The organism is Spirillospora sp. NPDC047418, from assembly GCF_040643275.1.
GTDB lineage: Bacteria > Actinomycetota > Actinomycetes > Streptosporangiales > Streptosporangiaceae > Spirillospora.
This window is the reverse complement of record NZ_JBEYTW010000023.1, coordinates 1-25,372: the sequence shown is the minus strand read 5'-3', so window position 1 is coordinate 25,372 and position 25,372 is coordinate 1. Positions and strand designations below refer to the sequence as shown.

The following is a 25,372-nucleotide window of genomic DNA, read 5'->3' as shown; positions in this document are numbered from 1 at the left end:
CCCCTGAGAGGTGAAGGTGAGCATTGCCGACGACCGGGACGTGGCGATCGTCACCCCCTGGTATCCGATCCCCCAGAAGCCGTTCGCCGGGGCGTTCGTCCAGGCGATGGTCGAGGCCACCGCTCCCGGCTCCGGCGAGGTCACCGTCTACCACACCGACGCGTGGTCGGCGAAGATGAAGCCGGACGCCGTGGACGCCGCGGCCGCGGCGCACCGCAAGCTGCTGCCGCGGGCGCTGCACCGGGCGCCGACCGTCGCGGGCGCCGGGCTGCTGCGGGTCCCCGTGCTCGTCCCGTCCGGGACCAGCTACGCCGACCTCGCCGGGCACCACGCGTCGTGGCTGCGCGAGGCGCTGGGAGGTGAACCCATCCCGGCGCCGGTCGTGCACGGGCACGTGGGCCTGCGCGGCGGCTGGACGGCACTGGAGAACGCCCGCCCGGACGCGCGCGTGTTCGTCACCGAGCACGCGTCCTTCCTCGACCGGGTGCTCGAACAGCCCGACTCGCGGGACCGGTACGAAGAGGTACTGGAGCGCTGCACCGGCTTCTTCGCGGTGAGCGAGGTGGTCCGCGGCCTGCTCGCCGAGGCGTTCCCGGCGCTGGCCGGCAAGATCGAGCTGATCTCGAACCCGATCTCCTTCGACGAACCGCGGCCGCGGCCGGTCACCGAGCTGCGCCGCTGGCTGTACGTGGGCAACCTCATCGAGCACAAGGGCGTCCAGCTGCTGCTGGAGGCGTTCGCGAAGTGCCATGCCGAGGAACCCGGGCTGACCCTGACGCTGGTCGGCTCCGGCGCGCTGGAGGGCCAACTGGCGGACCGCGCGGCCGAACTCGGGATCGCGGACGCGGTGACGCTGACCGGGGCGCTCGCGCCGGACGAGGCGATGCGCCGGATGCGCGAGCACGACCTGCTCGTCCACCCGTCCCGGGGCGAGACCTTCGGGGTCGCGATCGTCGAGGCGGTCGCGGCGGGCCTGCCGGTGCTGGTGACCCGCTGCGGCGGCCCGCAGGTCACGCTGGCCGGGGTGGCGGACGCCGCAGGAGAGATGATCGACGTGGACGACGACCCGGAGACGATCGTCGCCGGATACCGCTCGCTGCGCGAGCGTTTCCCGGACGGTCTCGACCTGCCCGAGGCGCGCCGCGTCCTGGACGAGCGCTACGGACACCGGACGGTGGCCGACGCGCACTACCGCCACTGGTTCGGCGATGCCGGCGCGAACAGCGGAGAGGACGACGAGTGAACGTCCTGTTCCTGGCCCTCGGGGCCACCAGGAAGGGTGCCGTCTCCGCTGAGGCCCGGCAGGTGATGGCGGCGGGCGGCACCGCGACCGTGCTGATCGGCAAGCCGTCGGGGTGGCGCGCGCACCCGCTCCCGGACGGCGCCGAGATCATCGAGCTGAAGGCCGTCGAACGCGGCTACCGTCCCGGCTGGGTCCGGCTCTGGCTGTACCGGGTGCCGCGGCTGCTGCTGCGGATCTGCCTGCCCGGCCCGCTCGGCCGCCGGCGCGACCGGTTCGACAACGCCTACCGGCGCCGCATCGCCAACCCCCTGGACCGCCGGCTGGCCCGCCGCTACCGGCGCGACCCCGTCCGGGTCCGCCGCTCGGCCGTTGAACGCGACGTCCTGGGCGGCCGGTCCGTCGGCCTCGTCGTCGTCGGCGACGCGCAGTCGCTGGTGACGGCGGCCGAGCTGGCGGACGTCCTCACGTCCACCGGCGCACGGCTCGCCTACACCATCGACCACCACCTGCCCACGACCACGTCCACGACCTGACCACATCACGGCTGCTCACGCCGGAGGATGACGCCCATGCCGAACCGCCGCCCGCGTCTGCTCTACCTCGCGTTCTACTTCCCGCCCTCCAGGGCCAGCGGGGTGTACCGGGCGCGAGCCACCGCCAACCGGCTCGTCCAGCAGGGCTTCGACGTCACCGTCTTCGCGGCGCCGCTGCCGTTCCTGTACGACACCATCGGGTCGGTGGACGAGAAGCTCGGTGAGACGGTGGACCCGGGCATCACGGTGCTGCGGCCGAAGCTGAACCGGTATCCCTGGCAGACGGAACTCCGGGACTACAGCGGTTTCCGGGGCAGGTTCCCGCACCTGGCGCAGTCGATGTTCGAGTGGGGGCAGGAGCACCGTTTTCCGGAGCGGTACGCGTCCTGGGCGCGCGCCTGCCTCCGCAAGGCGCTGCGGATGCACGCGCGCCGCAGGTTCGACGTGGTGCTGGCGACGGGGAACCCGTTCGCGTCGTTCAGCACCGCCTGGCGGTTCCACCAGCTGACCCGCACTCCCTACATCCTCGACTACCGCGACTCCTGGACGCTCGACCTGTTCAGCGAGGAGCCCGCGTTCGAGGACGGGAATCCCGCGTGGAAGTGGGAGAGCCGGATGCTGAAGTCGGCCGCCAACATCGTGTTCGTCAACGAGGCGCTGCGGGCGTGGCACGCCGACCGCTATCCCGGCCAGGCCGACCGGATGATCGTCGTCCCGAACGGGTGGGACGCCGACACCTTCCCGGCCGCCGCCGAGCCGCCGCCGACCGCCGCCGTGTCCGACGGCCGGCCCGCGCCGCGCTTCTCCTACGTCGGGACGCTCACCGGCAAGCAGCCGGTCGAGCCGATGGTCGAGGCGTTCGGCCGTGCCCGCGAGCATCCCGACATGGCGGGCGCCGAACTCGACCTGCACGGCTATCTCGGGTTCTTCAAGCGGTCGGACGGCGGGCTGCGCAAGCGGCTGGCCGCCGCGTCCGGAGACGGGGAGCCCGGCACGCAGGACCTCGCGCCGTGGGTGCGGTACCGCGGACCGGTGTCCAAGACCGAGATCGCCGAGGTGTACCGGACGTCGGACGTGCTGGTGTTCCTGGCGGGCGGGGCGCGTTACGTGACCTCGGGGAAGATCTTCGAGTACATGGCGGCGGGGCGTCCGATCGTGTCGGTGCACGCGCCGGGCTCGGCGGCCGAGGAGGTCCTGCGGGACTACCCGCTGTGGTTCAACCCGGGCGGCCTGGACCCGGGAGACATCGCCGCGTCGATGATCGCGGCGGCCAAGGCCGCGTCCGGGCTGGACGAGCGGCAGGTGGCGGAGGCGCGCGCCTACGCCGACCGGTTCGAACGCGACGTGTCGCTGGAGCCGCTCGTGCGGCGGCTGACCGAACTGGCCGGCCGCAAGCGCGCCGTGGCCGGATGAGGTGCCCCGGATGACGGTTCTGGAGGGTGACGACGTGAACGATGGACGGCCCCGGCGGGTGCTGCTCGTGGCCATGGATCCCGACACCAAGCGCAAGAAGGCGATCCGGCTGGCCGCCCACTTGCTAGACGACGGCGCGCAGGTCGACGTGCTGACCGCCGAGCGGCGCGGCTGGGGGAAGCTGGACGAGCGGGCGCGGCTGCACCGGCTCGACGGGGCCGAGGCCCGGCATCCGCTGCCGTGGCTGGAGCATGCCGTGGTGGTCCGGGCGCCGCGGCTCGTGGTGCGCCCGCTGGCCCGGCTCGGGCGTCCGGGCGCGGTGCTGGAGCGGGTGCGGAGCCGGCTGAGCAGCGCCGTCCACCGGCGGCTGTTCCTGCCGTTCTACCGGCACGTCCGGCCGCTGCTCCTGGCCAGGATCGCCCGCCGCGTACTGCGCGACATCGACATGACGCAGGTGGTGGGGGTCATCGTCACGGACAGGGACGGAGTTCCGCTCGCCTGGAGGCTGGCGCGCGAGCACCCCGGTGTGACCGTGACGACCCGCATGGACAAGACCCTGGGAGCCCCCGCCTGACACGGCGCGGGACGCCCCGCACTCGCCCTTCTCCGTTCGCCCGGCGTTCACCGCGCCGTCATCGGCGCCAAGACCGGCCCGCCCATACTGGGAGGTGAGCCGCATCATGGTGGGGGAGCCCGGCTCGCCTACGCCGTCGCCCACGGGGATCGAGATCCATGACCGAACGCCGTCCGCGCCTGCTGCTCCTCGCCTTCTACTTCCCGCCGTCCCGGGCCAGCGGCGTCTACCGGCCGCGGGCGCTGGCCAATCTGCTGGCCGGGAAGGGCTGGGACGTCACGGTCTTCGCCGCGCCGCTGCCGTTCCTGCGCGACGCCGTCGGCTCGTTCGACGAGAAGCTGCTCGACTCGGTCGATCCGCGGATCACGGTGGTGCGGCCGGACCTGAACCTGTTCGCGTGGCAGAACGTGCGCGGCTACGGCAGGTTCCGCGGGACGTTCCCGCATCTCGCCCGCTCCATGTACGACTGGGGGCAGCGGCACGTCTTCCCCGAGCACTACGCGTCCTGGGCCCGGTCCAGCCTCCGCCGGGCGCTGCGGATGCACGCGCGCCGCAGGTTCGACGTGGTGCTGGCGACGGGGAACCCGTTCGCCTCGTTCGCGGCGGCGTGGTCGTTCAACCGGCTGACCCGGACCCCCTACATCCTCGACAACCGTGACGCGTGGACCCTCGACCTGTTCGCCGAGGAGCCCAGGTTCGACGCGGGCCACCCGGCCTGGACGTGGGAGCGGCGGGTGCTGGACCGGGCGGACGGCGCGGTCTTCGTGAACGAGGCGATCCGGTCCTGGTACGCCGGGCGCTACCCCCGCGCGGCGGACCGGATGATGGTCGTCCCGAACGGCTGGGACCGCGACACCCTCGGCGGCGCGGCCGAACCGCCCGCGGTGATCCGGGACGGACCGCACGAGCGCCGCCCGCGCTTCTCCTACGTCGGCACGCTGACCGGCGAGCAGCCCATCGAGGCGATGCTCGGAGGGTTCGAGCGGGCCCGCGAGCATCCCGACCTGGCCGGTGCCGCGCTGGACCTGCACGGCTATCTCGGGTTCTTCAAGGGAGCCGAGAGCAGGTTGCGGGAGAGGCTCGCGGCCACGCTCGACGGGGCAGCGGACGCGCGGGAACACCGGTCCGGGGTGCGGTTCCGCGGGCCGGTGTCCAAGACCGAGATCGCCGAGGTGTACCGGGCGTCGGACGTGCTGGTGTTCCTGGCGGGCGGGGCGCGTTATGTGACCTCGGGGAAGATCTTCGAGTACATGGCGGCGGGGCGTCCGATCGTGTCGGTGCATGCGCCGGGCTCGGCGGCCGAGGAGGTCCTGCGGGACTATCCGCTGTGGTTCAACCCCGGCGGCCTGGACCCGGCCGACATCGGAGCCTCGATGATCGCGGCCGCGAAGGCCGCGGCGGGACTGGACCGGCGGCAACTCGACGAGGCGGGCGCCCACGCGGCGCGGTTCGAACGCGGCGTGTCGCTGGAGCCGCTCGTGCGGCGGCTGACCGAACTGGCCGGCCGCAAGCGGGCCGCCTGATGACGATGCCGGGAGGCGATGACGTGAAGGCCGGGCGGTCCCCCCGGGTACTGATCCTGGTCATGGACCCCGGGAGCCACGAGCGCTGCTATCCGAGGGTCAGCGGGCTGGCCTCCCATTTCTTGGACGAGGAGGGGGCGCGGGTCGACGTGCTGACCGCCGAGCCGCGCGGCTGGGGGAAGCTGGACGAGCGGGCGCGGCTGCACCGGCTCGACGAGGCCGAGGCCGGGCACCCACTGCGGCGGCTGGAGCACGTGCTCGTCAACCGGATGCCGCGGCGCGCCGTGCGGCCGCTGAGGCGGCTCGGCAGTCCGGGCGCGTCCATCTGCCGCCTGCAGGGCCGTGTCTCCGGCGCCGTCCACCGGGGGCTGTTCCTGCCGTTCTACCGGCACGTCCGGCCGCTGCTGCTGGCCGGGATCGCACGGCGGCGCGTGCTGCACGGCATCGATATGGCGGAGATCAGCCGGGTCGTCGTGATGGACGACGCGTCGGTGCCGCTCGCCTGGCGGCTGGCGCGCCGCCACCCGGACCTCACCGTGACGACGCGGCAGCTGCGGACCCTCGCCCCCGAGACCTGACCGGCCTCAGCGCCGGACGCGCTCCGCCAGGACGGACGCGACGGCCTCGGCCGCGCGGCCGTCACCGTAAGGCGTGCCGCGCGCGGCGTCCGGCGCGGGCCGGGTGGCGGTCGCCGCCCAGCGAGCCGGGCCGAGTTCACCGGGGTCGGCGACGAGTTCGTTCCACCCGCCGGCGAGCGTCTCCGGCCACTCCGTCTCGGTCCGCAGCGTCGTGCACGGCCGGCCGAGCAGGAACGCCTCCTTCTGCAGGCCCCCGGAGTCGGTGACCACGCCCTGGGAGCCGAGCACGGCCGCGACCATGGCCGCGTAGGGCAGCGGGCGGCCGACCCGGACGGCGCCGCGCGCCAGCTTGATCCCGTGCGTCTCGGCGCGGGCGACGAGCCGGGGGTGGGCGAGCAGCGCCACCTGGACCGGGAGGTCGGCGAGCGCGTCGGCGAGCGAGCCGAGCCGGGCCGCGTCGTCGGTGTTCTCCGCCCGGTGCAGCGTGGCGACCAGGTAGGGGCGGCCGGGGTCGATCCCGTCCGGAAGCCCGGGGGCGTCGCCGGGGGCGGCGCGGACCGTGTCCCGCACCCGCAGGCACACGTCCACCATCACGTCGCCCGTGCGGACGCTCCGTTCCGCGAGCCCCTCGGCGGCGAGGTGGCGCATCGCCTCGTCCGTCGGCGCGAGCAGCAGGTCGGCGGCATGGTCGGTGAGGACGCGGTTGTGCTCCTCGGGCATGCGGCGGTTGAAGGACCGGAGCCCGGCCTCCAGATGCGCCACGGGGAGGTGCAGCTTCACGGCGGACACCGCGCCGGCCAGCGTCGAGTTCGTGTCCCCGTAGACCAGCACCCAGTCGGGGCGCTCGTTCTCCAGGATCGGGTCCAGGGCGGCCATGACGGCGCCGGTCTGGACGCCGTGGCTGCCGGACCCGACGCCGAGGTGCACGTCCGGGTCGGGGATGCCGAGCCCGGAGAAGAACACGTCCGACAGGTCGGCGTCGTAGTGCTGGCCCGTGTGCACGATGACGTGCCGGTGCCCTTCCGCGGCGAGGGCGGCCGCGATGGGAGCGAGCTTCACCAGTTGCGGGCGGGCGCCGACGATGCTGAGGACCTTCACGTTCACGCTTCCTTCTCGGTGAGGACCGCCGACCCGTCGCCGGCCGGCGTCTCGGCGTACCGCGCGCCGGTGCGCGGGCACTCCCACGCCCCCGCCTCGCCCGGCCGCTCGACCAGCCGGGCCCCGGCGCGGCCGACCCAGCCGATCCGGCGGGCGGGGACACCGGCGACCAGCGCGAAGTCGGGCACGTCGCGGGTCACGACCGCGCCGGCGGCGACCATCGCCCAGCGGCCGATCCGCACCGGTGCGACGCACACGCTGCGGGCGCCGAGGGACGCGCCCTCGGCGACGTGGACGCCGACGGCCTCCCAGTCGGAGGCGCGTTTCAGCTTGCCGTCCGGGTCCACCGAGCGGGGCTCCCGGTCGTTGGTGAGGACGACGGCCGGGCCGACGAACACGCCGTCCTCCAGCACGGCCGGCTCGTAGACGAGCGCGTGGTTCTGCAGCTTGACGTTGTCCCCGATCCGGACCCCGGAACCGACGTAGGCGCCGCGCCCCACGATGCACCCCGCGCCCAGCCGGGCGTCCTCGCGGATCTGCGCGAGGTCCCACACCGTGGTGCCGTCGCCGAGTTCCGCCCTCGGGTCGACCTGGGCGCTCGGCATGATCCGGTGGCTCATTCGCTGCCTTTCTCGGTGTCCTCGCCCGGCGGCCCGGGCCTCAGCTTCCGCCGCAGCCGCCGCAGCCGGCCCGTCAGCGGCGCCGTGACGTGCACGGTCAGCGGGTTCTGGTCGAGCCGGACGTGTACGCGGCGCGGCGGGAAGACCGACGCGGTCAGCGGCCCGAGCAGCCCGTCGCCGTCCGGAAGGCGGATCCGGACGGGTTCGCCCGCGCCGTCGATCTCCACCGACGCCCGCCAGCGTCCGGGCGGGGCGCCGGCCAGCGAGACGTCGGCGTACAGGCGGTCGGACCGCTCCGGATCGGTGACCAGCGGCGTGCTGCGCACACCGCCGTCCCCGGCCCGCTGGAGCAGCACGGCCATGGCCGGCGGCCGGGACGACAGCATCAGCGGCGGCTCGCACACCACGCGCAGCCGGCGGCCGGGCCCCGCGCCGACCTCGACGTTCCGCAGCTCGGCCGGACCGATGGCGCCGCCCACCTCGACGGCGAGGTCGCCGCGCCCCCGGACCGGCAGCGGGCGGACGAGCCACCAGCGTCCGCCACTGTCGGCGAGGGCGGCGGCCGGGACGGCGACGTCCCGCGGCTTGACCACCGGAACGGTGAGCGTGTGCCCGTCGACCGCCATTTCCACGCGCGTCGTCCAGCGGCCGTCCGGCCACGAGCCGGGCACCGGGCGGAAACTCGTGGTGTAGGCCGTGGTGATGCCCTTGTCGGTGCGGGTCGCGGGGCGGACGGCGCACTCGGCCTCATGGCGGCCGCCGGCGCCGTCCTCCAGTACCAGCCGGACGTCCGGCGTCCCCTCCTCCACGTCGCGGAGCAGGAGTTCGCCGCTGACCGACAGGGCGCCGTCCTCCCAGGCCACCGCCGTCAGGTCGTGCCGGAGCCGCAGCGGTTCGCCGGTCTCGAAGCACGCGTCGGGGATGTTCACGGAGGCGTCGCGGAAGAAGGGGTACTTGAAGTAGGCCCGCCCGTCCTCCAGGTGGATGCGGGGACGCAGCCCCCGCCGGCGGAATCGCAGGAACTCGGCGAGCTCCTCGTCGAGATGATGCTCCAGGCAGTGGGCGAGCAGCCGGTGCCGGGGGATATAGCGGTCCAGCATCCGGGGGGTGAGCCATGCGGCCATCAGCTCGCGGCTCCCCTTGAGGGTGCTGATCCGCTCCTCGTGGGACAACTCCGGGTAGCGCTGCTCCAGGAGCCCGAAGACCTCCAGGAGCAGGTACCGGTAGTGCAGCCGCTCGCGCAGCTCGCCCGGTTCGGTGTACTCGGCGACCAGCGCCATGGCGCGGCCCGTGATCGCGTGTACGTCGGCGGTCGGCGTGCCGCCGATCTGGGTGGCGCTGGTCCCGTCCGTCCTGGCGGCCCAGTAGTAGCAGTCGTAGTCGGCGAGGACGGACACGCCGCTCGCCGCCAGGTACGCGCCCGCGGTGAACAGCTGGTCCTCGTGGGACAGCATGCCCTCGGTGAAGCGCAGTCCGGCGCGGTCGACCAGGGACCGGCGGAACAGCTGGAGCGCGGCCATCGACATGCGGGGGAACAGGTCGCAGTCGGAGTCGAGCACGTGGGTGCGCTCGATGGTGCGCTCGAAGACCTTGGGCACCTTGCGGCCGCCGACGCCGACCTGCTTGCCGAGGACGATGTCGGTGCCGTTGCGCTCGGCCATCGCGACCATGCGTTCGAGGGCCTCGGGGCCCAGCCGGTCGTCGGCGTCCAGGAAGAACACGTACTCCCCGGACGCCCGCTCCAGCCCCCGGTTGCGGGGTGCGCCCGCGCCGCCCGAGTTGGGCTGGTGGAGCACCGTCAGGCGGTCGTGGGCGCGGGCCAGTTCGTCCAGCAGTGCGGCGCTTCCGTCGGTCGAGCCGTCGTCCACGACGATGGTCTCGATCCGCTCGGCGGGCAGGGTCTGGGCGAAGACCGAGTCGAGCGCCTCGCTCACCGTGTCCCGGCAGTTGAAGACCGGGATGATCACGCTGACCAGGAGTTGCGGCATGGCCCCTCTACCGTCGTGCTGCGGATGAGGACCAACTCTATGCGGGTTCGCGGGCCGTGCGGATCGACCTGCCGGAGTTGCTGTACATCGTCGCGCGCGGCCCGGATTCGGCCAGCGCGTCGACGGCGGCGGTGAAGCGGGTCATCGCGTCCGGGTGCTCGGGGCCGAGCAGGTAGTCGCGGAGCGTGCGCCGCTCGGCGGCGAGGGGGTCCTGGCCGGGCGTCGCGGCGACGGCGAGGATGTCGGGCAGCTCGGCGCAGTCCGGGCCGAGCAGGTAGGCCGCCGACGCGGACGGGAACTCCGCCCGGAACACGGCCTCGTCCATCCCCTCGGGGTTGGCCACCACGTACGGCTTCAGGCTCGGGATGTAGTCGGAGATCACACTGGAGATGTCGGTGATCAGCATGTCGGACCGGTTGAAGCACTCGTAGAGGGAGGCGTCGGCGCCGGTCACGACCTGGTGGCCGCCGCTGCCGCCGTGGTTCGCGTCCTCGATCATCTTCAGCAGCCGGGCGTGCGCGGCGGCGGCCGCCGGCAGCCGCCGGCCGGTGTAGGGATGCGGGCGGTAGATCACGCGGAGCCGCGGGCCCTGCTCCAGCAGGGTGCGGACGATCCGCTCGCCCATGCCGAGCAGCGAGCTGTAGCCGTGCTCGTTGTCCCAGCCCTCCCAGGTGGGGGCGTACAGGACGGTCGGCACCGGTCCGCCGGACGGCTCCGTGGTGATCTCGCCGAGCTGCGGGCGGCCGACCTCGACGATGGCCTCGTCGCGGACCCCGGCGTCGGAGTTGTGGTAGCGGTCGCGGCCGGCCGGACCGGCGACCCAGACCTCGTCGAAGACCTTGCTGACCGGGTTGGAGCTCGGCCCCTTGTCGCTGTCGCCGTGCCCGACGAACACGTGCTTGATGTGCTCCTCGCGGAGCAGGTGCAGGTTCTTGCCGGTGTTGCCGGGGTAGAGCGCGACCTTCACCGTCGGCAGGTCGAAGTTCATGATGTCCTCGGCCTTGGCGATGCACAGGACCGGGAGCGTGGTGGGCGCGATCGCCGCGACGACCTCGGGGGACCGGACGAGGACCATGGCCTTGCGGTCGAGCTTCTCCAGGGTGTCCAGCCACATGTTGGCCTGGTACACGGTGGTGGCGGGGCCGGTGAAGTACAGGACGACCTCGGGCTTGTGGCCGTTCACGCGGCGCTGCACGTCGCGTCCGGTGCGGTCGCCGTTGAGGAGCGCGCGCATCCGGCGCAGCCGGGCCGACTGCCCGGCCTGGGCGACCACCGCGGCCAGGGCGGTGGCGAGGAGCCCGGCGGCCAGCAGCGGCGGGAAGTCGACGAGGAGGCCGACGGTGCCGAACAGGAGCGGGAGCAGGTCGGCGTGACTCTCCAGGAGGGAGACCAGGCGGGACTGCCAGGCGGGGAGCTCGGCCGGGGGCGCCGGCTCGCCCTTGCCGAGGTTGCGGCTGAGGAAGGGCACCCGGTTGAGGCGCCGGGCGGCGACCGAGCCCGCCAGCACCGCGACGCGGAGCCAGTCGAGCGCGAAGAACCCGAGGACCGCCGTCCAGATCACCGGGGAGCCGGCGTCGCCCGCCCGGACGAGCAGCAGCACGAACGCCGCCTGCCGGACCAGCACCCGGGCGCCGGCGCCGAACTGGCCCCAGCGCAGCGGCCTGGCCGCGTCCGGCATCAGCCGCTCGACGGCCGGCTCGGCCGCGAAGCAGAGCGCGGCGGCGGCCAGGAACCAGCCGGGCGCGCCGGCCACGGCCGCCACGAGCAGCAGCGCGAGCGAACCGGGGAGCAGCAGCACCGGCGAGTACCGCACGAGTTTCCGGGACCGGCGGACGAGACGTCGCACGGCACACCTCCGTCTGGTCGGCAGGGCCCTTGGGGGGCGACGAGGGGATGGGGGAGGGGTCACCGGCGCCCGCGGGGCCTGAGCGGGCGCCGGAAGGGAGGCGCGGTCAGCCGGAGGAGCGGCGGCTCAGCGGGTCCTCGCGGCGCACGTCGATGACCTGCCCGGTCAGCTCGGACAGCAGGACGTTCAGCGACGTCCGCGCGACCTCGTCGGCGCTGAGCAGGGTGTGCGGGGGCTCCTGGCCGAACGCGGCGGTGCGCATCGGGGTGCTGGTCCGCTCCGGGTTGATGCAGTTGATCCGCACCCCGTCGCCGGACCACTCGTCCGCGAGGGCCTGCGTGAGGTTGACCGTGGCCGCCTTCGCGGACGAGTACAGGCTGTAGTCCGCGCGGCCGCGGGTGTAGGAGCTGGAGGTGTACAGCAGCAGCTGCCCACCGGTCTTGGCGAGGTAGGGGAACGACGCGCGGGCGATGTGGATCGGCGCGAGGTAGTTGACCCGCAGCGCCTCCTCGATCGCGTCCGGGTCGATCGCGTCGAGCCGGCCGATGCGGAGCACGCCCGCGGTGTTGACGACGAAGTCGACGCGCCCGGTGGCCGAGTACGCCTGCGCGAGGGCGGCGGCGACGTCGTCGGGCCGCTCCGCGTGGGTGCGGGTAGTGCTGCGGCTGTAGCCGAAGACGCGGGCGCCGAAGCCCTGGGCGATCTCGGCGATGGCGGAGCCGATGCCCTGGCTGGCGCCGAACACGACCACCGTCTTGCCGGCGAGCGCCTCGGCGTACTGCTGCTCGGTCAGGTCGGGGGCGTCGGAGGACGCGAGCTGGAACAGCTTGTCCGCGACGAACATGTCGACGGGCTCGGTGACCTTCATGTTGTGCTCGTCACCGGGGACGACGTAGATCGGCGTGTCCGGTGAGTAGCGCAGCACGACCGTGCAGTCGTCGGTGGCCTCGAAGTTCTCGTCCCGCCACGCGTTCTCGTAGGCGGCGCGGATGGTGGCGAGCCGGAAGCCCTGCGGGGTCTGCCCGCGGCGCAGGTTCGCGCGGCGCGGCACGTCGACGATCACGTCCTCGTCGACCTGGATGATCGTGTCGGCGGACGGGATGGCGACGTCCACGGCCCGGTGCTCGCGCAGCGCGGTCACGCAGTCGCGGATGATGCGCTGCGAGAGCAGCGGCCGCACCGCGTCGTGGAACAGCACGCTGGTCGTCTCGGCGGGGTGGTCGGCGAGGGCGTCGAGCGCGAGCTGCGTCGTCGCGTTCCTGGACGTCCCGCCGGGGAGCACGGCCGTGACCTTCGTGCAGCCCGCCTTCTTCACGCACTCCGCCGCGTCCTGCAGGAAGCCGGGGTTCATCAGGACGATGATCTCGTCCACCTCGGCGGCGGCCTCGAAGACGCCGAGCGTGTGCTCGAGGATCGTCTTCCCGGCGATCTTCAGAAGCTGCTTGGGCGTGCTGAGCCCCATCCGCTGCCCGCTGCCACCCGCCAGGATGACGGCGACGACGCGATGTTCGCCATGCGGGGCCATGACCAATGCGACCGTCCTTTGATCTTGTGGGCGACCGGACCGGCCGCCGTGACCGTACATGCTGCGGTGACCCGTGGGATGTCGAGGGCGAGCGGGCGGCGCCGCTGTCGCAGGGTCAGATGATCCGCCGGGGAGAACTGCCGCCTTACTGTACCTGGTCTGTCGGATTTTGTGGCGAATTCAGCGATCTGTCGGCTCGCCGTAACCTCGCCGCCGCCGGGCTGGAGCAGGCACTCATCCGTCATCGGCCGAACAGCGGTTTGAGGTTCGGCTCGACCGCCCACCGGGTCACCTTGCGCACCGGCGCGGTGCTCAGCAGGGTGATGACGACGAAGCCGGCGAGCATCGCCGACAGGATGCCCGGGACCGTGTCGAACCAGGCGAGCTTGTGCCAGCCCTCGAAGGTGAAGAGCCGGGTGAGGAACCCGTGCAGCAGGTAGCCGTAGAGCGTCGCGGCGCCGAGGTCGCTGTACCAGGTCTGCCGGGACGGGACGACGGCGAGGAACGCGATGAGCAGCACCGTCGCGGTGAGCAGCAGGCCCATCCGCATCATCGTGCCGGTCAGCTCGTCCACGCCGAGGTCGGCGTTCGAGGCGTCCCAGTTCAGCCAGCGCGCGTTCATGTGGTCGTGGGTGACGAACGCGACACCGAATCCGGCGACGAGGACCGCCGCGCCCGTGAGCCGCGCGGCGGGCCGCCGGACGATCTGCAGGACCTCCGGCGACAGCGTGAGCCCGATGACGTAGAACGGCACCAGCCCGAGGATCCGGTACATGTCGAGCGTGCTGCCGATGTCCGTCATGTAGACGAGCAGGCAGACGAGCACGGCCGTCGCCACCGGGTACCTGAGCCGCCGCCACACCGGGGTGAGCAGACGCCACACGAACAGCGCGATGAGGAACCAGGTCAGGTAGTAGGGGTCCAGCACGTCGAACTGGAACTTGCGGCCGTCGACCCCCCAGGCGAACAGGCTGTAGGCGCACTGGAAGATCAGGTACGGCGCGAGCGTCGAGCCGACCAGCCGGGAGACCTTGTCGTCGGTGAGCGTGAACCGCTTGGACAGGTAGCCGCTGACCATCACGAACAGCGGCATGTGGAACATGTAGAAGAAGTTCCAGATCGCCGCGGCCAGCGGGACGTCCCGCAGCCCGGACAGGCTGTGCCCGCCGGCGACCAGCAGGATCGCCAGGAACTTGGCGTTGTCCAGGTGCGGGTCGCGCTTCTTCTTCGCGGCGGTGCTTGTGTGGGCGGTGCTTGCGGGGGCGGCGACGGTCGGCGTCCGATGCGTCTCCGGCGGGCGGGCGGCGGAGCGTTCCACCGTCGCCTCCGCCGCGACCGACGCCTCAGGTGTCTGTGTCATGGAGTGAACTCTTGATCCTGAGAGGAGGCTCGGTGGAGCATACCGGACCAATCACTCCAAGACCCCCGAAGAAAAGTTCTGGCGGGTTGATCCGGCGGCGGGGCATGCCCGTGCAAGGGGTATGGGCATCGTTCTTCGTCTTCTCGTGGCCGCCGGACTCGCGGCCGACGCCATCGTGCACTGGCGGTTCGCGCCGGGCATGGCCCCCGGGCCGAACACCCCCGACGACGTCATCCCCGGTGACGACCTCTTCTACGGGCAGGCCATCGCCGCGGCGGTCGCCGCCGTCCTCGTGCTGGTGTGGGCGCGCAGATGGACCTACGCCATCGCGTTCGTCGTCGCGGCGAGCGCCGCCGGCGCCGTGCTGCTCTACTACTTCGTCGACTTCGGGCAGCTCGGCCCGATCCCGCGCATGTACGACCCGCAGTGGTATTCCGACAAGACGATCAGCTTCACTGGAGAGGCGGTCGCCGCGATCGGCGCGCTCATCGGCTTCCTCACCGTCCACCGGAGGGACGCCGGGCTCGCACCGTCCGGCGCCGGAGGGCATAGGGAGCCGTAGGGAGCCAAAGGGAAGGGACGCCATGAAGGTGCGGATCGACACAGAACGCTGCCAGGGGCACGGCCGCTGCTACGACCTGGCACCGGCCCTCTTCGGCGAGGACGACGAGGGCTACGGCACCGTCCTCGGTGACGGCGCCGGTGACTGTGACGGCGCCGTGCCGGCGGACCGGGAGCAGGAGGCCCGCCTCGCGGCGGCGAACTGCCCCGAACGGGCCGTCGTCCTCACGGAGGCGTGACATGCCCGCCGACGACCGCTTCTCCGCGACGCGGGACTCCACGACGCGGGACACCGCGCCGCTCGGCACGCGCAACGAGGTCGTCACCGGACCGGTGTCCGACTGGGCGACCGACTTCTCCCACCTGGAACCGGAATGGGCCGCCGACCCGTATCCGATCCAGGACGACCTGCGGCGGCGCTGCCCCGTCGCGCGGACCGAGCGGTTCGGCGGCGGCTGGCTGCCGACCCGGTACGAGGACGTCGCCGCGATCGCCTACGACACCGAGCGCTTCACCTCCCGGTCGGTGGTGATGAGCAACTACCGGCCGCCGCGGGACGTCGCGCCGGTGGGCGTCTCGCCGCCGATCTCGTCCGACCCGCCGTTCCACCACGACGCGCGCAAGCTGCTGCTGCCCGCGTTCACGAAGTCCGCCGTCCGGAAGCTGGAGGAGGGGACGCGGGCGTTCTGCCACGGGCTCGTCGACTCCTTCGAGGGCCGGGACGTCGTGGACGCCGCGCACGACTACGCCCAGCACATCCCGATGCGGGTCATCGGCGACATGCTCGGCTTCCCGCCCGAGGACGCCCCACGGTTCCGCGAGTTCGTCGAGACCACCCTCGAAGGCGTCAACCTGCCGCCGGACGAGCGCGTCGCCCGCATGGGCAAGCTGTTCGACTACCTGCTGGAGCAGATCCGCGACCACGTCGACGACCCGCGCGACGACCTCACCACGTACCTCATCGACGCCGAGCTGTACGGGCGGAAGCTCGACGCGTCGCACGTGTCGGGGACGATGGCGCTCCTGCTGATCGCCGGCATCGACACCACCTGGAGCGCGATCGGCGCCTCGCTGTGGCACCTGGCGAAGACGCCGGCCGACCGCGAGCGCCTCGTCGCCGAACCGTCGCTGCTGCCGACCGCGATGGAGGAGTTCCTCCGCGTCTACGCGCCGGTCACGATGGCGCGGCTGGTGAAGGAGGACATGCACTGGCGCGGCGCCGACATGAGGGCCGACGACTGGGTGCTGCTGTCGTTCCCGGCCGCCAACCGCGATCCCGCACAGTTCGACCGGGCGGACGAGGTCGCCATCGACCGGCAGGTCAACCGGCACGCCGCGTTCGGCCTCGGCATCCACCGCTGCGTCGGCTCGCACCTCGCGCGCATGGAACTGCGGGTCGCCCTCGAAGTCTGGCTGGAGCGGATCCCCTCCTTCGCCCTCGACGACGCCTCGGCGGTGACGTGGGCCGCCGGTCAGGTCCGCGGGCCGCGGACCCTTCCGCTGCGAATTCACCGGTAGTCACCTGCGCTTTCCCCGGCCGGTTCGCGATCCGTCCTTGACGGTGCGTGGCGAAGCCTTACGCTCGGTTCATGCATGGTCATCTTGTGCGGGTCGCGTCCGTCCTGATCGCCGGTGCCGTGGCGCTCACCGCGCCGGCCGTGCCCGCCCGCGCGGCCGCACCGGGCGACCTGCACGGGGGCCCGCACGGGGACCTGCGCGGGGACCTGCGCCGAGACCTCGACGCCATCCTCGCCGACGCGCGGCTCGACGGCGCGTCCGTCGGCGTGGTCGTGCGGGACGCGCGGACGGGCGCCGTCCGCTACTCGCGCGGGGCGGCCACACCGGTGCTGCCCGCCTCGAACCTGAAGATCTACACCTCCAGCGCGGCGCTGTCGCTGCTCGGCACCGGGTACCGGTTCCGCACGAGCGTGTACGCCGCGCCGACCCCCGGGACCTCGGCCGGCCCGTCCGTCACGGGGGACCTCTATCTGAAGGGGACCGGCGACCCGACGATGCGGGCCGCCGAGTACGACCGGCTGGCCGCGCAGGTCGCCGCGAAGGGCATCCGCCGCGTGGCGGGCGACCTGGTCGCGGACGACACGTGGTTCGACGACGTCCGGACGCCGTCCCACTGGGACCCGACCGACCTGCAGTACTACTACGCCGCGCCGATCTCCGCGCTCAACGTCGCGCCGAACGACGACTTCGACACCGGCTCCGTCAACGTGTCGGTCGGGCCCGGCGAGGAGGGCGGGCCGGTGCGCGCCGGGCTCGTCCCCGCGACCGGCGCCGTCAAGATCGACAACCGGGCGGTGACGGGACCGGCCGGGTCGCCGTCCACGCTGTCGATCAACCGGGCCGACGGGAGCGACACCATCGTGGTGAGCGGCTCGTATCCGGTGAGCGGCTCGACGTTCAGCACGCTGCGCACGGTCGGGAAGCCGACGCTGTACGCGGCGGACGTCTTCCGGAAGGCGCTGCGGGCACACGGCGTCCAGGTCGACGGCACGACCGAGCGGGGCAGGACGCCCGCGCGCGCCGCCCGGATCGCCTCCCACGCGTCGATGCCGCTGTCGCGGCTGATGGTCCCGTTCCTGAAGCTGAGCAACAACATGATCGCCGAGATCCTGGTCAAGGCGATCGGGCGGAAGGCGAAGGGCCAGGGCAGCTGGGACGCCGGGCTGCCGGTGATCGAGCGGTACGCCGCCCGGTCCCTCGGCGTCCCGTCCGGGCGGCTGGAGATGGCCGACGGGTCGGGGCTGTCGCGGCTCGACCGCACCACCGCCGGCGACGTGAGCACCGCGCTGCGGCACGTGCGGAAGGCGCGCTGGTTCCCGGGCTGGTACCGCGCGCTGCCCGTCGCCGGCGACCCCGACCGCATGGTCGGCGGGACGCTGACCTCGCGGATGGGCGGCACCCCCGCCGCCGGGAACGTCCACGCGAAGACGGGCACGCTGACCGGCGCCACGGCCCTGTCGGGGTATGTCGCGGACGCGTCCGGGCACCGGCTCGTCTTCTCGGTGATCCTCAACGGCTACCAGGGCGGCGCGCCCAAGGACATCGAGGACCGAATCGCGATCCGCCTAGCCGGCGGGACGCCGTCCACCGTGCTGCGCACCACGCAGCGCACCACCCAGACGGGCCTGCAACTGGAGTGCTCCTGGATCAAGCACTGCTGACCGCCCACCCCTTGTCGCGCGTCAGCTCTTGTCGCGCGCGTCCCGGATCATGTCGCGGACGCGGTCGACCACCGCGAGCATCGGCCCGGCCAGCATGTTCTTCTTCGCCGACTCCGCCCCGGCATGCGGATGCGTCGGGGCGGTCGCCTCGGCGGCGCGGACCGCGGCGGCGAAACCCCTGAGCTGCGCCGGGCTGAACTCGGCCTTCAGCCGGTCGAACTCGTAGCGCTCCTCGGCGCGGGCGTGCGTCAGCACGTCCACGCGCAGCCTGTCGAGCGACTTCATGAAGCGCGGGTCCTCGATGTCCATGCCGTCCAGCTCGGACAGCAGCTCCTTGGCCTCGCGCTCCTCGGCCAGCCGGTCGTCCACGATGCCGTCGCCGCCGGGGAGCCGCCGGGCCATCGGGTGGACGATCTCCTCCTCGGCCGTCTCGTGGATCGCCAGCAGCTTCACCAGCTCCCGGAAGGACCGCTCGCGCTCCTTCCCGTCCGAGTGCACCACCTCGTCGAACAGGTCCCTGATCCGGCCGTGCTGGGCGCGCAGCAGGTCCACGACGTCCTCGGTCGTCTCGGCGCCTGCGGGTGTGGTCTGCATCAGTGCTCGTCCTCGGTCCATTGGTGATGTGCCGTCCGGGCGACGGCTGGACGTGTGGGTACCCGGCGCCGCTCCCGGTAAGCCGACGCGCGGCGAGGCACGGGCAAAAAGCGCGTCTGCGATGCGGAATCACCGCGTGGATCCCGTGCGGAACCGGGCCGCCCGGGTAGGGCGGCACTCCGGAACGTCCACGAGCCGAGAGGAAAGGGTGAGCCTGGTGGCCTTCAACCCGCTCGAACACCGCGGCATCCCGCTGGAGGACCAACTGCGCAACTGGGCGCAGCTGGACGTCGCCCCGATCGACCCCGACCATGCCGATCCCTACACCCGGTGCCGGATCATCACGATGAACGGGATCGAGGTGGAGGCGATCATGTTCAGCCACCACTTCGCCCGGGTCTGCCCCGACCCCGAGGTCAAGCAGCAACTCGCTTCGGTCCGCTACATCGAGGCGCAGCAGCAGAAGGTCGTCAACTGGCTGCTGCCCGGCCAGGCGTCGGTGCTGGAGACGACCCTCGCCTACGAGCAGGTCGCCGTCGACCTGACCGGCTGGGTGGCGCGGCAGGAGCCCGACCCCTACCTCAGGCAGTCCTACAACTTCGGGTTGCTGGAGGACTTCGACCACCTGTACCGGTACGCCAACCTGTACGAGATCATCGAGCACCGCAAGGCCGAGAAGATCGTCGACCAGCTCACCGAGGTCATGCCGGGCCGGCCGGGCTACCAGCAGCACCGCGACCCGGTCGACAACGTCCGCCAGCCCTACGACCGCGACGCCGCGGCGCCGATCTCCAAGCTGCACGCGCTGACCGTCATGTCGGCCGAGCAGCAGACGATGAACTTCTACATGAACATGGGGCCGCTCTACATGGAGCCGATCGCCCGCCAGCTCTACCAGGAGATCGGCCTGGTGGAGGAGGAGCACGTCACGCACTACGAGTCGCTGGTCGACCCGGGCGAGACCTGGTGGGAGCGCCTCGTCAACCACGAGTACAACGAGTGCTACCTGTACTACTCGTTCATGCAGACCGAGACCGACCCGCGCGTGAAGGGCATCTGGGAGCTGCACCTGAACATGGAGCTGGAGCACCTGCGCATCGCCTGCGACCTGATGCGCCGCCACGACGGCCGCGACCCCGAGTCGGTGCTGGCGCCGGAGCTGCCCGAGCCGGTCACCTTCGAGCCGAACAAGCAGCTGATCCGCGAACTGCTCGCCACCCAGATCGACTGGACGACGCTCGGCACCGGGTTCGTGCAGGAGGCGCACCAGCGGTTCGAGGCGTACCAGGACAAGATCAACGCCGAGCGGGGCGCGCAGGAGACCGTCATCGACGAGCACCGGCACAAGTTCGGCGACGAGTACCGGCTGGAGACCGAGGGCCCGCACCCCGTCCAGCGGCTCCGCGACAAGCCCGCGGCCCGTCCCTGATGTCGGCCCGTCCCTGACGTCGGCGGCGGGGGCGGCGCAGCGGAGCGCGGCGGCGGTCCCGGAGCACGATCCCCGGAGTAAGGTCTGACCGGGTCCGGCGCGGGGAACAGTTGGCGTACGGTGCATGAGCGTCGGCAGACCGGGCACACGAGGCAACGACCGCGTGCCGGCCCCGGCGTTCCCGGCCGGGAGGGCCCGTCGGGCCGGAGCATGTTCGTGATCGGAGAAGCACATGAGCACCGTTCCCGCGCCCACCACCGCCCCGGAGCCGCTGCTCGCCGGCCGCTGGCAGCTGCCGGGCGGCCGGATCGCGGTGGGCAACGTCCGGGGCATCATCCGCGGCGCGCTGCAGTCGTGGGGGATGGGCCCCGCCACGGGCAGCCTCACCGACCGCGTGGCACCGCTGATCCAGGACCTCGTCGGGCGGACCGCCACCCGCTGCCGCGGCCCCCTCGTCCTGCGGCTGGAACTCCACCAGCCCGCCCGGCTGCTGCTGGGCGAACTCCACGACTCGGCCGCCGGTCGACCGGAACGCCCCGGCTCGCACCTCGCGGCGATCGCCATCACCTACGGCAGGCGGCACGGCCACGGCGCCGCCGCCTGGTACACCCACGCCTTCGTCTGGCCGACCACCCCCGCCCCGGCCGGCCTCGCCTAACCACCGGGCCTGAACCACAGGGCCTGACTCACCGGGCCTGACGGCGGGCGGGGCGGCGGGTGGGGGGCGCGACCGCGGCCTTCACCCACGGTGCGGCGGGCGATCATGTTTCGGGGCGGCGTTCGGGGAAGGTGTGCCGGGGCATGCTCACTCCACGTCGCCGGGAAGGTCATGTCCGTATCGCGAGCCGTCCGCTGGGCCCTGCCCGTCGCGCTGCTGCTGGCCTGGCTGGCCATCGGCGGGACGCTCGGCCCGTACGCGGGGAAACTCGGCGACGTCGCCAGCAACGAGCAGTCGTCGTTCCTGCCGCAGAGCGCCGAATCGACGCGCGTCCTCGAACAGGAGGCGGCCTTCGAGCAGAACCAGACGATCCCCGCGATCGTCGTGTGGACGACCCAGGACGGCGACATCTCGCCCGAGCAGCGTGCGGCGGCCGAGCGCGCACTCGCCTCGCTGCGGAACGTCCCGTATGTGACGGGGCCGCCGTCACCGGTCGTGCCGTCGCAGGACGGGATGGCGCTGACCGGCGTGGTGCAGGTCCGGTCCGATGTCAGTGAGCACAGCACCGCGACGGTGGACCGCATCCGCCAGGCGGCCGCCCAGGTCCCCGGAGCCGCCGCGTTCGTGGCCGGGCCGGCCGCGACCCAGGCCGACCTCGCCGACGCCTTCTCCGGTATCGACACCCTGCTCATCGGCGTGGCCGTCGCCGTCGTCCTGCTGATCCTGCTGCTGGTCTACCGGAGCCTGCTGCTCCCCTTCGTGATCATCTTCGGGTCGGTGTTCGCCCTCGGGCTGGCCAGCGCGATCGTCTACTACCTGGCGAAACGCGGGACGGTCACGGTGGACGGCCAGGTGCAGGGCATCCTGTCCATCCTGGTCATCGGCGCCTGCACCGACTACGCGCTGCTGCTGTCGGCCCGGTTCCGCGAGGAACTCGCCATCAGGGATTCGCGGGGCACGGCGCTGTGGGCCGCGTGGCGCCGGTCGGCGGGCGCCATTGCCGCGAGCGGCGGCACCGTGGCGATGGGACTGCTCGCCCTGCTGCTCAGCGACCTGTCCAACAACCGGGCGCTCGGGCCGGTCGGCGCGATCGGCATCGCCTGCGCGCTGCTCAGCGCGCTCACCTTCCTGCCCGCCGTCCTGGTCCTGCTGGGACGCTCGGTCTACTGGCCGGCCCGGCCGCACCCGGACCGCGACGGGGCGTCCAGGCACCGGATCTGGGAGCGGATCGCGAGCCTGCTGGACCGGCACCCGCGCCGCCTCTGGGCGGGCTCCCTCATCGTGCTGATCGCCTGCGCCGCGTTCATGCCGACGCTTCGCACGGAGGGGGTGCCGCTGAGCGAGACGTTCGTCGGGGAGACGCCGTCGGTGACGGCGCAGAACGTCCTCAACGCACACTTCCCGGGCGGCTCGGGCAACCCGGCCATCGTGCTCGCCAACGCGCAGGCGCTACCGCAGATCGTGGAGGTCGCGAGCCGCACCCACGGCGTCGCGGACGTGCGCCCCCGCACGCAGGCCGGGGCACCCCTCGTCGTCGACGGACGCACCCTCGTGGACGTCACGCTGAAGGCCGCCGCCGACACCGACGCAGCCCGGCAGACCGTCGACCGCCTCCGCACGGACCTGCACGCGATTCCCGGCGCCGACGCGCTGGTCGGCGGATACACGGCCCAGCAGGCCGACACCCTGGCCGCCGCCCGGCACGACCGCAACATCATCATCCCGGTCGTGCTCGCCATCATCGTGGTGATCCTGGTGATGCTGCTCCGCTCGCTGGCGATGCCGCTGCTCCTCGTCGCCACCGTCGGGCTCAACTACCTGGCGACCCTCGGCGTCGCCGCGCTGGTCTTCCAGCACCTGCTCGACTTCACCGCCACCGACCCGTCGGTGCCGCTGTACGGGTTCGTGTTCCTCGTCGCCCTCGGCGTCGACTACAACATCTTCCTGATGACCCGCGCCCGCGAGGAGTCACTGCGGCACGGTCCGCGCGACGGCGTCCTGCGCGGCCTCACCGCGACCGGCGGCGTCATCACCTCGGCGGGCGTGGTGCTCGCCGCAACCTTCGCCGCGCTCGTCGTCATCCCGCTGGCGTTCCTCGTGCAGATCGCCTTCATCGTGGCGTTCGGCGTCCTGATGGACACGCTGCTCGTACGCTCCGTCCTCGTCCCGGCCCTGGTCCGCGACGCCGGCCCGATCGCCTGGTGGCCGGGCGTCCTGTCCCGCTGAGGCGTCAGTCGACGCCCGCGATAGTGCTCCGCCGCTCCAGCATCACGACGTCCCGCCAGCGCCCGTGATGACGCCCGAGCCGGACGCGCGTCCCCACCGTGCGGAACCCGGCCGCGCGGTGCAGCCGCAGGCTCCCGGTGTTCTCGGGGAAGATGCCGGTCTGAATCGTCCAGATCCCGCCCGCCTCGGTGGACGCAATGAACGCCTCCAGCAGCCCCGCCCCGACCCCGCGCCCGCGCGCCTCCGCCGACACATAGACGCTGTGCTCGACGACCCCGGCATAACAACACCGCTCCGAAACCGCCGAGGCGGCGATCCAGCCGAGCACTCCCCCATCGCCGCCAGTGGCGACGAACCGATGCCGGGGCAGCTTGGCCGCGTCGAACACCTCCCATACGGGCGCGTCCGTCTCAAAGCTGGCGTCACCCGTGTCCAGACCCGCCTGATAAATCGCCAGCACTCGCTCGGCGTCCTCGGCACGCATCGCCCGGACGCCCGTTTCAGTGTCACTCATCGTCCATCGACGCTAAACGACGAAAGCGCAGCAACGCCACAATCCGGGCCGTAGCAAGCACCCGGCCGGTGACAACCTCGACCAGCCAGGGCCACGCCGCCACCAGCACCGCCACCAGCACCGCCACCAGCGCCGTCACCAGCACCGCCACCAGCGCGGCGGGCAGGGAATACCCCGACGCTTCCCGGGACGGTCCGCCCAACGTCCGCCACCGGTTGCGGGCGGCGGCCCGCAGTGGCGCGTCCGTCCGGCGGCGCATCGCGGCCGGTCGCCGACGCGATGACGCCCCCGCCTGATCCCGCCGGCATGGCCCCGTCCGACCACGCCACGTCAACCTGCGCGCAGCGCCACGAGTGGGCTGAGCGGGCGGCGTCACCACGCAGGACTGCGGGACCACGCGGACAGTCCAGCCAGGCGAAGGCAGGAGACAAGGAGCCGTGTGACGTAGCGGCGCTGGCCATAGACGGGTGCGTTGCGGCGGATGGGCTGCCGGGCCGGGGTAGGCGGGATGGTCCATGTGCCGTCCGGCCGGCGGGTGGACGAGGCAGGACGGCACGCGGCGAATTCAGGCCGGGCGTCCGGGCGGATGCTGCGAAGTCGGCGGGCCAGGTCGGCGGCGGTTCGAGCCTCGACCAGCCGATCGGGAAGGAGCGCCCAGAGAGATCCGCTCCATTCACCGTGCCAGATGCATAGGTCGGGGAAGGCGCGGCGAAGGTCGCCGAGTGCCTGGTCGATGTCGAGGTCCATGTCCAGCGGGTCGGCCGGACGAGACTGCGTGGGTGGCGCGGGACGAGGTGCGTAGTGACCACGCCTGCCGACGTGCGGCGGGTGGGGGCGTGGCAGCCGTGCCGCGCCCCCGGGACTGTGCGTCATCGTGATTCCTCCGGCGGCGCCTGCTGTTACCAGGTGGAAGGGAACATGCGGTGTTTGAGGAGGGCGTCCACCTGGTCGGCGGCGTGCTTGGCGTCGCTGCAGGGAGAGATGTAGCTGCGCCGTCCGCGTCCGGCCTCGTAGTAGGCCCAGCCTCGGCCGGGTGTGGCGTGGACGGTCACCGCGAGGCGGACGTGGTCGTTCGGCCCGAAGGCGAAGACCCACAAGAGCGGCGGACGGCTGGGGACCTCGGCAGCCTGGTAGAGCTTGATGCACCGGTAGCTCTTGGTCTGGACGGCGACGGCGAGCAGGTCGAGGTTCCGGATGGCCGTGGTGCGCCCCAGCCGGGTTCGCCACCGCGACAGATTGCGGCCCGCCTGGACGTTCAGCGGGCGCAGCGAGCCCACGTGATCTTCCCCTTCTCGTTGAACGGCCGGACGCCCCAGTCGTGGACGAGTTCGGACATCAGCAGAAGACCGCGCCCGCTCTCGGCGTCCTCGTCCTCGACCTGGACGATGGGCTGACCCGCGCCCTCGTCCCACACCTCGATCCGGACGAGGTCGTCGCGCTTGTCGGCGAGGACCTGGACGACGATGTACCCGGTACCGACGTGCTGCCAGGCGTTAGTGACCAGTTCGCTGACCACGACCTGGCCGACGAAGTCGTCGGCGATCCCGAGTTCGCGGAACCGCTCGGCCAGGTAGCGGCGCGCCAGCGAGGGCGCACGGTCGGACGGCTCCAGCACCAAGGGCGGCGCCTCGGGCGTGAGAAGTGCTGTGGGCATCGATGAACCCCTCCAGCCTGGACGGAGGCTGATCGCGAACGGGTCCAACCCGCCAAAACGGAAGAACCTGCCGCTATCACCTTGAGTAATCGAACGCTCACTATCAGGCCATGAGTTGTTCTACGATGCCTGTGTAGCACTGGAGTGCTAACAAAAGACGATCAATCACTAACCTCGATTTTTCGTGAGGTCGGTTGGGTCGCGGAGCGACCCAACCGACGCGTCGTTTTAGGTTAAGGGTAAACTATCGATCCCG

Annotated in this window: 24 protein-coding genes; 13 read left to right on the top strand and 11 right to left on the bottom strand. The window is 72.3% G+C overall.

Translation table 11 applies throughout. The features are described from left to right. Window positions 1-16: 16 nt before the first annotated feature. The 6 genes from ABZ806_RS16905 (at window position 17) to ABZ806_RS16880 (ending at window position 5,864) form a co-directional block, all read left to right on the top strand. Window positions 17-1,243, top strand: coding sequence for a glycosyltransferase (locus ABZ806_RS16905; RefSeq protein WP_500218216.1), 1,227 nt, complete (start codon window positions 17-19; stop codon window positions 1,241-1,243). After that, a complete protein-coding gene (locus ABZ806_RS16900; RefSeq protein ID WP_500218215.1) occupies window positions 1,240-1,776 on the top strand; it encodes a hypothetical protein in 537 nt (178 codons plus the stop codon). The genes ABZ806_RS16905 and ABZ806_RS16900 overlap by 4 nt, the downstream gene beginning before the upstream one ends. Before the next feature lie 36 nt (window positions 1,777-1,812). Next, complete coding sequence (locus ABZ806_RS16895) at window positions 1,813-3,189, top strand: glycosyltransferase (protein ID WP_500218214.1); 1,377 nt, start codon at window positions 1,813-1,815, stop codon at window positions 3,187-3,189. A gap of 10 nt (window positions 3,190-3,199) precedes the next feature. Continuing rightward, window positions 3,200-3,763, top strand: coding sequence for a hypothetical protein (locus ABZ806_RS16890; protein ID WP_500218213.1), 564 nt, complete (start codon window positions 3,200-3,202; stop codon window positions 3,761-3,763). A gap of 158 nt (window positions 3,764-3,921) precedes the next feature. Further along, a complete protein-coding gene (locus ABZ806_RS16885; protein WP_500218212.1) occupies window positions 3,922-5,286 on the top strand; it encodes a glycosyltransferase in 1,365 nt (454 codons plus the stop codon). Further along, on the top strand, window positions 5,286-5,864 hold the full coding sequence (locus tag ABZ806_RS16880; protein ID WP_500218211.1) for a hypothetical protein: 579 nt from the start codon (window positions 5,286-5,288) through the stop codon (window positions 5,862-5,864). The genes ABZ806_RS16885 and ABZ806_RS16880 overlap by 1 nt, the downstream gene beginning before the upstream one ends. A 6-nt stretch (window positions 5,865-5,870) precedes the next feature. Here ABZ806_RS16880 and wecB read toward each other — a convergent pair whose 3' ends face one another. The 6 genes from wecB to ABZ806_RS16850 all read right to left on the bottom strand — a co-directional run bounded on the left by wecB (window position 5,871) and on the right by ABZ806_RS16850 (window position 14,301). Beyond that, entirely contained in the window at window positions 5,871-6,968 is a 1,098-nt protein-coding gene (gene wecB, locus ABZ806_RS16875) for a non-hydrolyzing UDP-N-acetylglucosamine 2-epimerase (protein WP_500218210.1), read from the bottom strand. After that, on the bottom strand, window positions 6,965-7,582 hold the full coding sequence (locus ABZ806_RS16870; protein WP_500218209.1) for an acyltransferase: 618 nt from the start codon (window positions 7,580-7,582) through the stop codon (window positions 6,965-6,967). The genes wecB and ABZ806_RS16870 overlap by 4 nt, the downstream gene beginning before the upstream one ends. Next, entirely contained in the window at window positions 7,579-9,570 is a 1,992-nt protein-coding gene (locus ABZ806_RS16865) for a glycosyltransferase family 2 protein (protein WP_500218208.1), read from the bottom strand. Before ABZ806_RS16865 ends, ABZ806_RS16870 begins: the two co-directional genes overlap by 4 nt. 37 nt (window positions 9,571-9,607) lie before the next feature. Then, entirely contained in the window at window positions 9,608-11,416 is a 1,809-nt protein-coding gene (locus tag ABZ806_RS16860) for a CDP-glycerol glycerophosphotransferase family protein (RefSeq protein ID WP_500218207.1), read from the bottom strand. 106 nt (window positions 11,417-11,522) lie between these two features. Beyond that, complete coding sequence (locus ABZ806_RS16855; protein WP_500218206.1) at window positions 11,523-12,941, bottom strand: SDR family NAD(P)-dependent oxidoreductase; 1,419 nt, start codon at window positions 12,939-12,941, stop codon at window positions 11,523-11,525. 241 nt (window positions 12,942-13,182) lie between these two features. Next, window positions 13,183-14,301, bottom strand: coding sequence for an acyltransferase family protein (locus ABZ806_RS16850; protein ID WP_500218205.1), 1,119 nt, complete (start codon window positions 14,299-14,301; stop codon window positions 13,183-13,185). 121 nt (window positions 14,302-14,422) lie between these two features. Between ABZ806_RS16850 and ABZ806_RS16845 the strand changes: the two genes are divergently transcribed. The 4 genes from ABZ806_RS16845 to dacB all read left to right on the top strand — a co-directional run bounded on the left by ABZ806_RS16845 (window position 14,423) and on the right by dacB (window position 18,041). Further along, window positions 14,423-14,863: a hypothetical protein gene (locus ABZ806_RS16845; protein ID WP_500218204.1), complete on the top strand. Its 441-nt coding sequence runs from the start codon at window positions 14,423-14,425 to the stop codon at window positions 14,861-14,863. 22 nt (window positions 14,864-14,885) lie between these two features. Next, window positions 14,886-15,101 carry a ferredoxin gene (locus ABZ806_RS16840; protein WP_500218203.1) on the top strand — a complete coding sequence of 72 codons (216 nt, stop codon included), beginning with the start codon at window positions 14,886-14,888 and terminating at the stop codon, window positions 15,099-15,101. Window position 15,102: 1 nt separating this feature from the next. Then, window positions 15,103-16,380, top strand: a complete 1,278-nt coding sequence (locus ABZ806_RS16835) for a cytochrome P450 (protein WP_500218202.1) — start codon at window positions 15,103-15,105, stop codon at window positions 16,378-16,380. Window positions 16,381-16,451: 71 nt separating this feature from the next. Further along, window positions 16,452-18,041: a D-alanyl-D-alanine carboxypeptidase/D-alanyl-D-alanine endopeptidase gene (gene dacB, locus ABZ806_RS16830; RefSeq protein ID WP_500218201.1), complete on the top strand. Its 1,590-nt coding sequence runs from the start codon at window positions 16,452-16,454 to the stop codon at window positions 18,039-18,041. A 21-nt stretch (window positions 18,042-18,062) separates the two neighbouring features. Here the strand turns inward: dacB and ABZ806_RS16825 are convergent, their stop codons facing one another. Then, window positions 18,063-18,635 carry a hemerythrin domain-containing protein gene (locus tag ABZ806_RS16825; RefSeq protein ID WP_500218200.1) on the bottom strand — a complete coding sequence of 191 codons (573 nt, stop codon included), beginning with the start codon at window positions 18,633-18,635 and terminating at the stop codon, window positions 18,063-18,065. Window positions 18,636-18,843: 208 nt separating this feature from the next. Here ABZ806_RS16825 and ABZ806_RS16820 point away from each other — a divergent pair, with 208 nt between their 5' ends. The 3 genes from ABZ806_RS16820 (at window position 18,844) to ABZ806_RS16810 (ending at window position 22,948) form a co-directional block, all read left to right on the top strand. Continuing rightward, window positions 18,844-20,064 (top strand): hypothetical protein, encoded by a 1,221-nt coding sequence (locus ABZ806_RS16820; RefSeq protein WP_500218199.1) that lies wholly within the window; start codon window positions 18,844-18,846, stop codon window positions 20,062-20,064. A 232-nt stretch (window positions 20,065-20,296) separates the two neighbouring features. Further along, window positions 20,297-20,722 carry a hypothetical protein gene (locus ABZ806_RS16815; protein WP_500218198.1) on the top strand — a complete coding sequence of 142 codons (426 nt, stop codon included), beginning with the start codon at window positions 20,297-20,299 and terminating at the stop codon, window positions 20,720-20,722. A 171-nt stretch (window positions 20,723-20,893) separates the two neighbouring features. Further along, window positions 20,894-22,948 (top strand): MMPL family transporter, encoded by a 2,055-nt coding sequence (locus ABZ806_RS16810; protein ID WP_500218197.1) that lies wholly within the window; start codon window positions 20,894-20,896, stop codon window positions 22,946-22,948. A 4-nt stretch (window positions 22,949-22,952) separates the two neighbouring features. Here the strand turns inward: ABZ806_RS16810 and ABZ806_RS16805 are convergent, their stop codons facing one another. The 4 genes from ABZ806_RS16805 to ABZ806_RS16790 all read right to left on the bottom strand — a co-directional run bounded on the left by ABZ806_RS16805 (window position 22,953) and on the right by ABZ806_RS16790 (window position 25,116). After that, complete coding sequence (locus tag ABZ806_RS16805) at window positions 22,953-23,462, bottom strand: GNAT family N-acetyltransferase (protein ID WP_500218196.1); 510 nt, start codon at window positions 23,460-23,462, stop codon at window positions 22,953-22,955. Further along, a complete protein-coding gene (locus ABZ806_RS16800; protein WP_500218195.1) occupies window positions 23,455-23,613 on the bottom strand; it encodes a hypothetical protein in 159 nt (52 codons plus the stop codon). The genes ABZ806_RS16805 and ABZ806_RS16800 overlap by 8 nt, the downstream gene beginning before the upstream one ends. A gap of 748 nt (window positions 23,614-24,361) precedes the next feature. After that, window positions 24,362-24,739 carry a hypothetical protein gene (locus tag ABZ806_RS16795; RefSeq protein WP_500218194.1) on the bottom strand — a complete coding sequence of 126 codons (378 nt, stop codon included), beginning with the start codon at window positions 24,737-24,739 and terminating at the stop codon, window positions 24,362-24,364. Next, window positions 24,718-25,116, bottom strand: a complete 399-nt coding sequence (locus tag ABZ806_RS16790; RefSeq protein ID WP_500218193.1) for an ATP-binding protein — start codon at window positions 25,114-25,116, stop codon at window positions 24,718-24,720. The genes ABZ806_RS16795 and ABZ806_RS16790 overlap by 22 nt, the downstream gene beginning before the upstream one ends. Window positions 25,117-25,372: the final 256 nt, after the last annotated feature.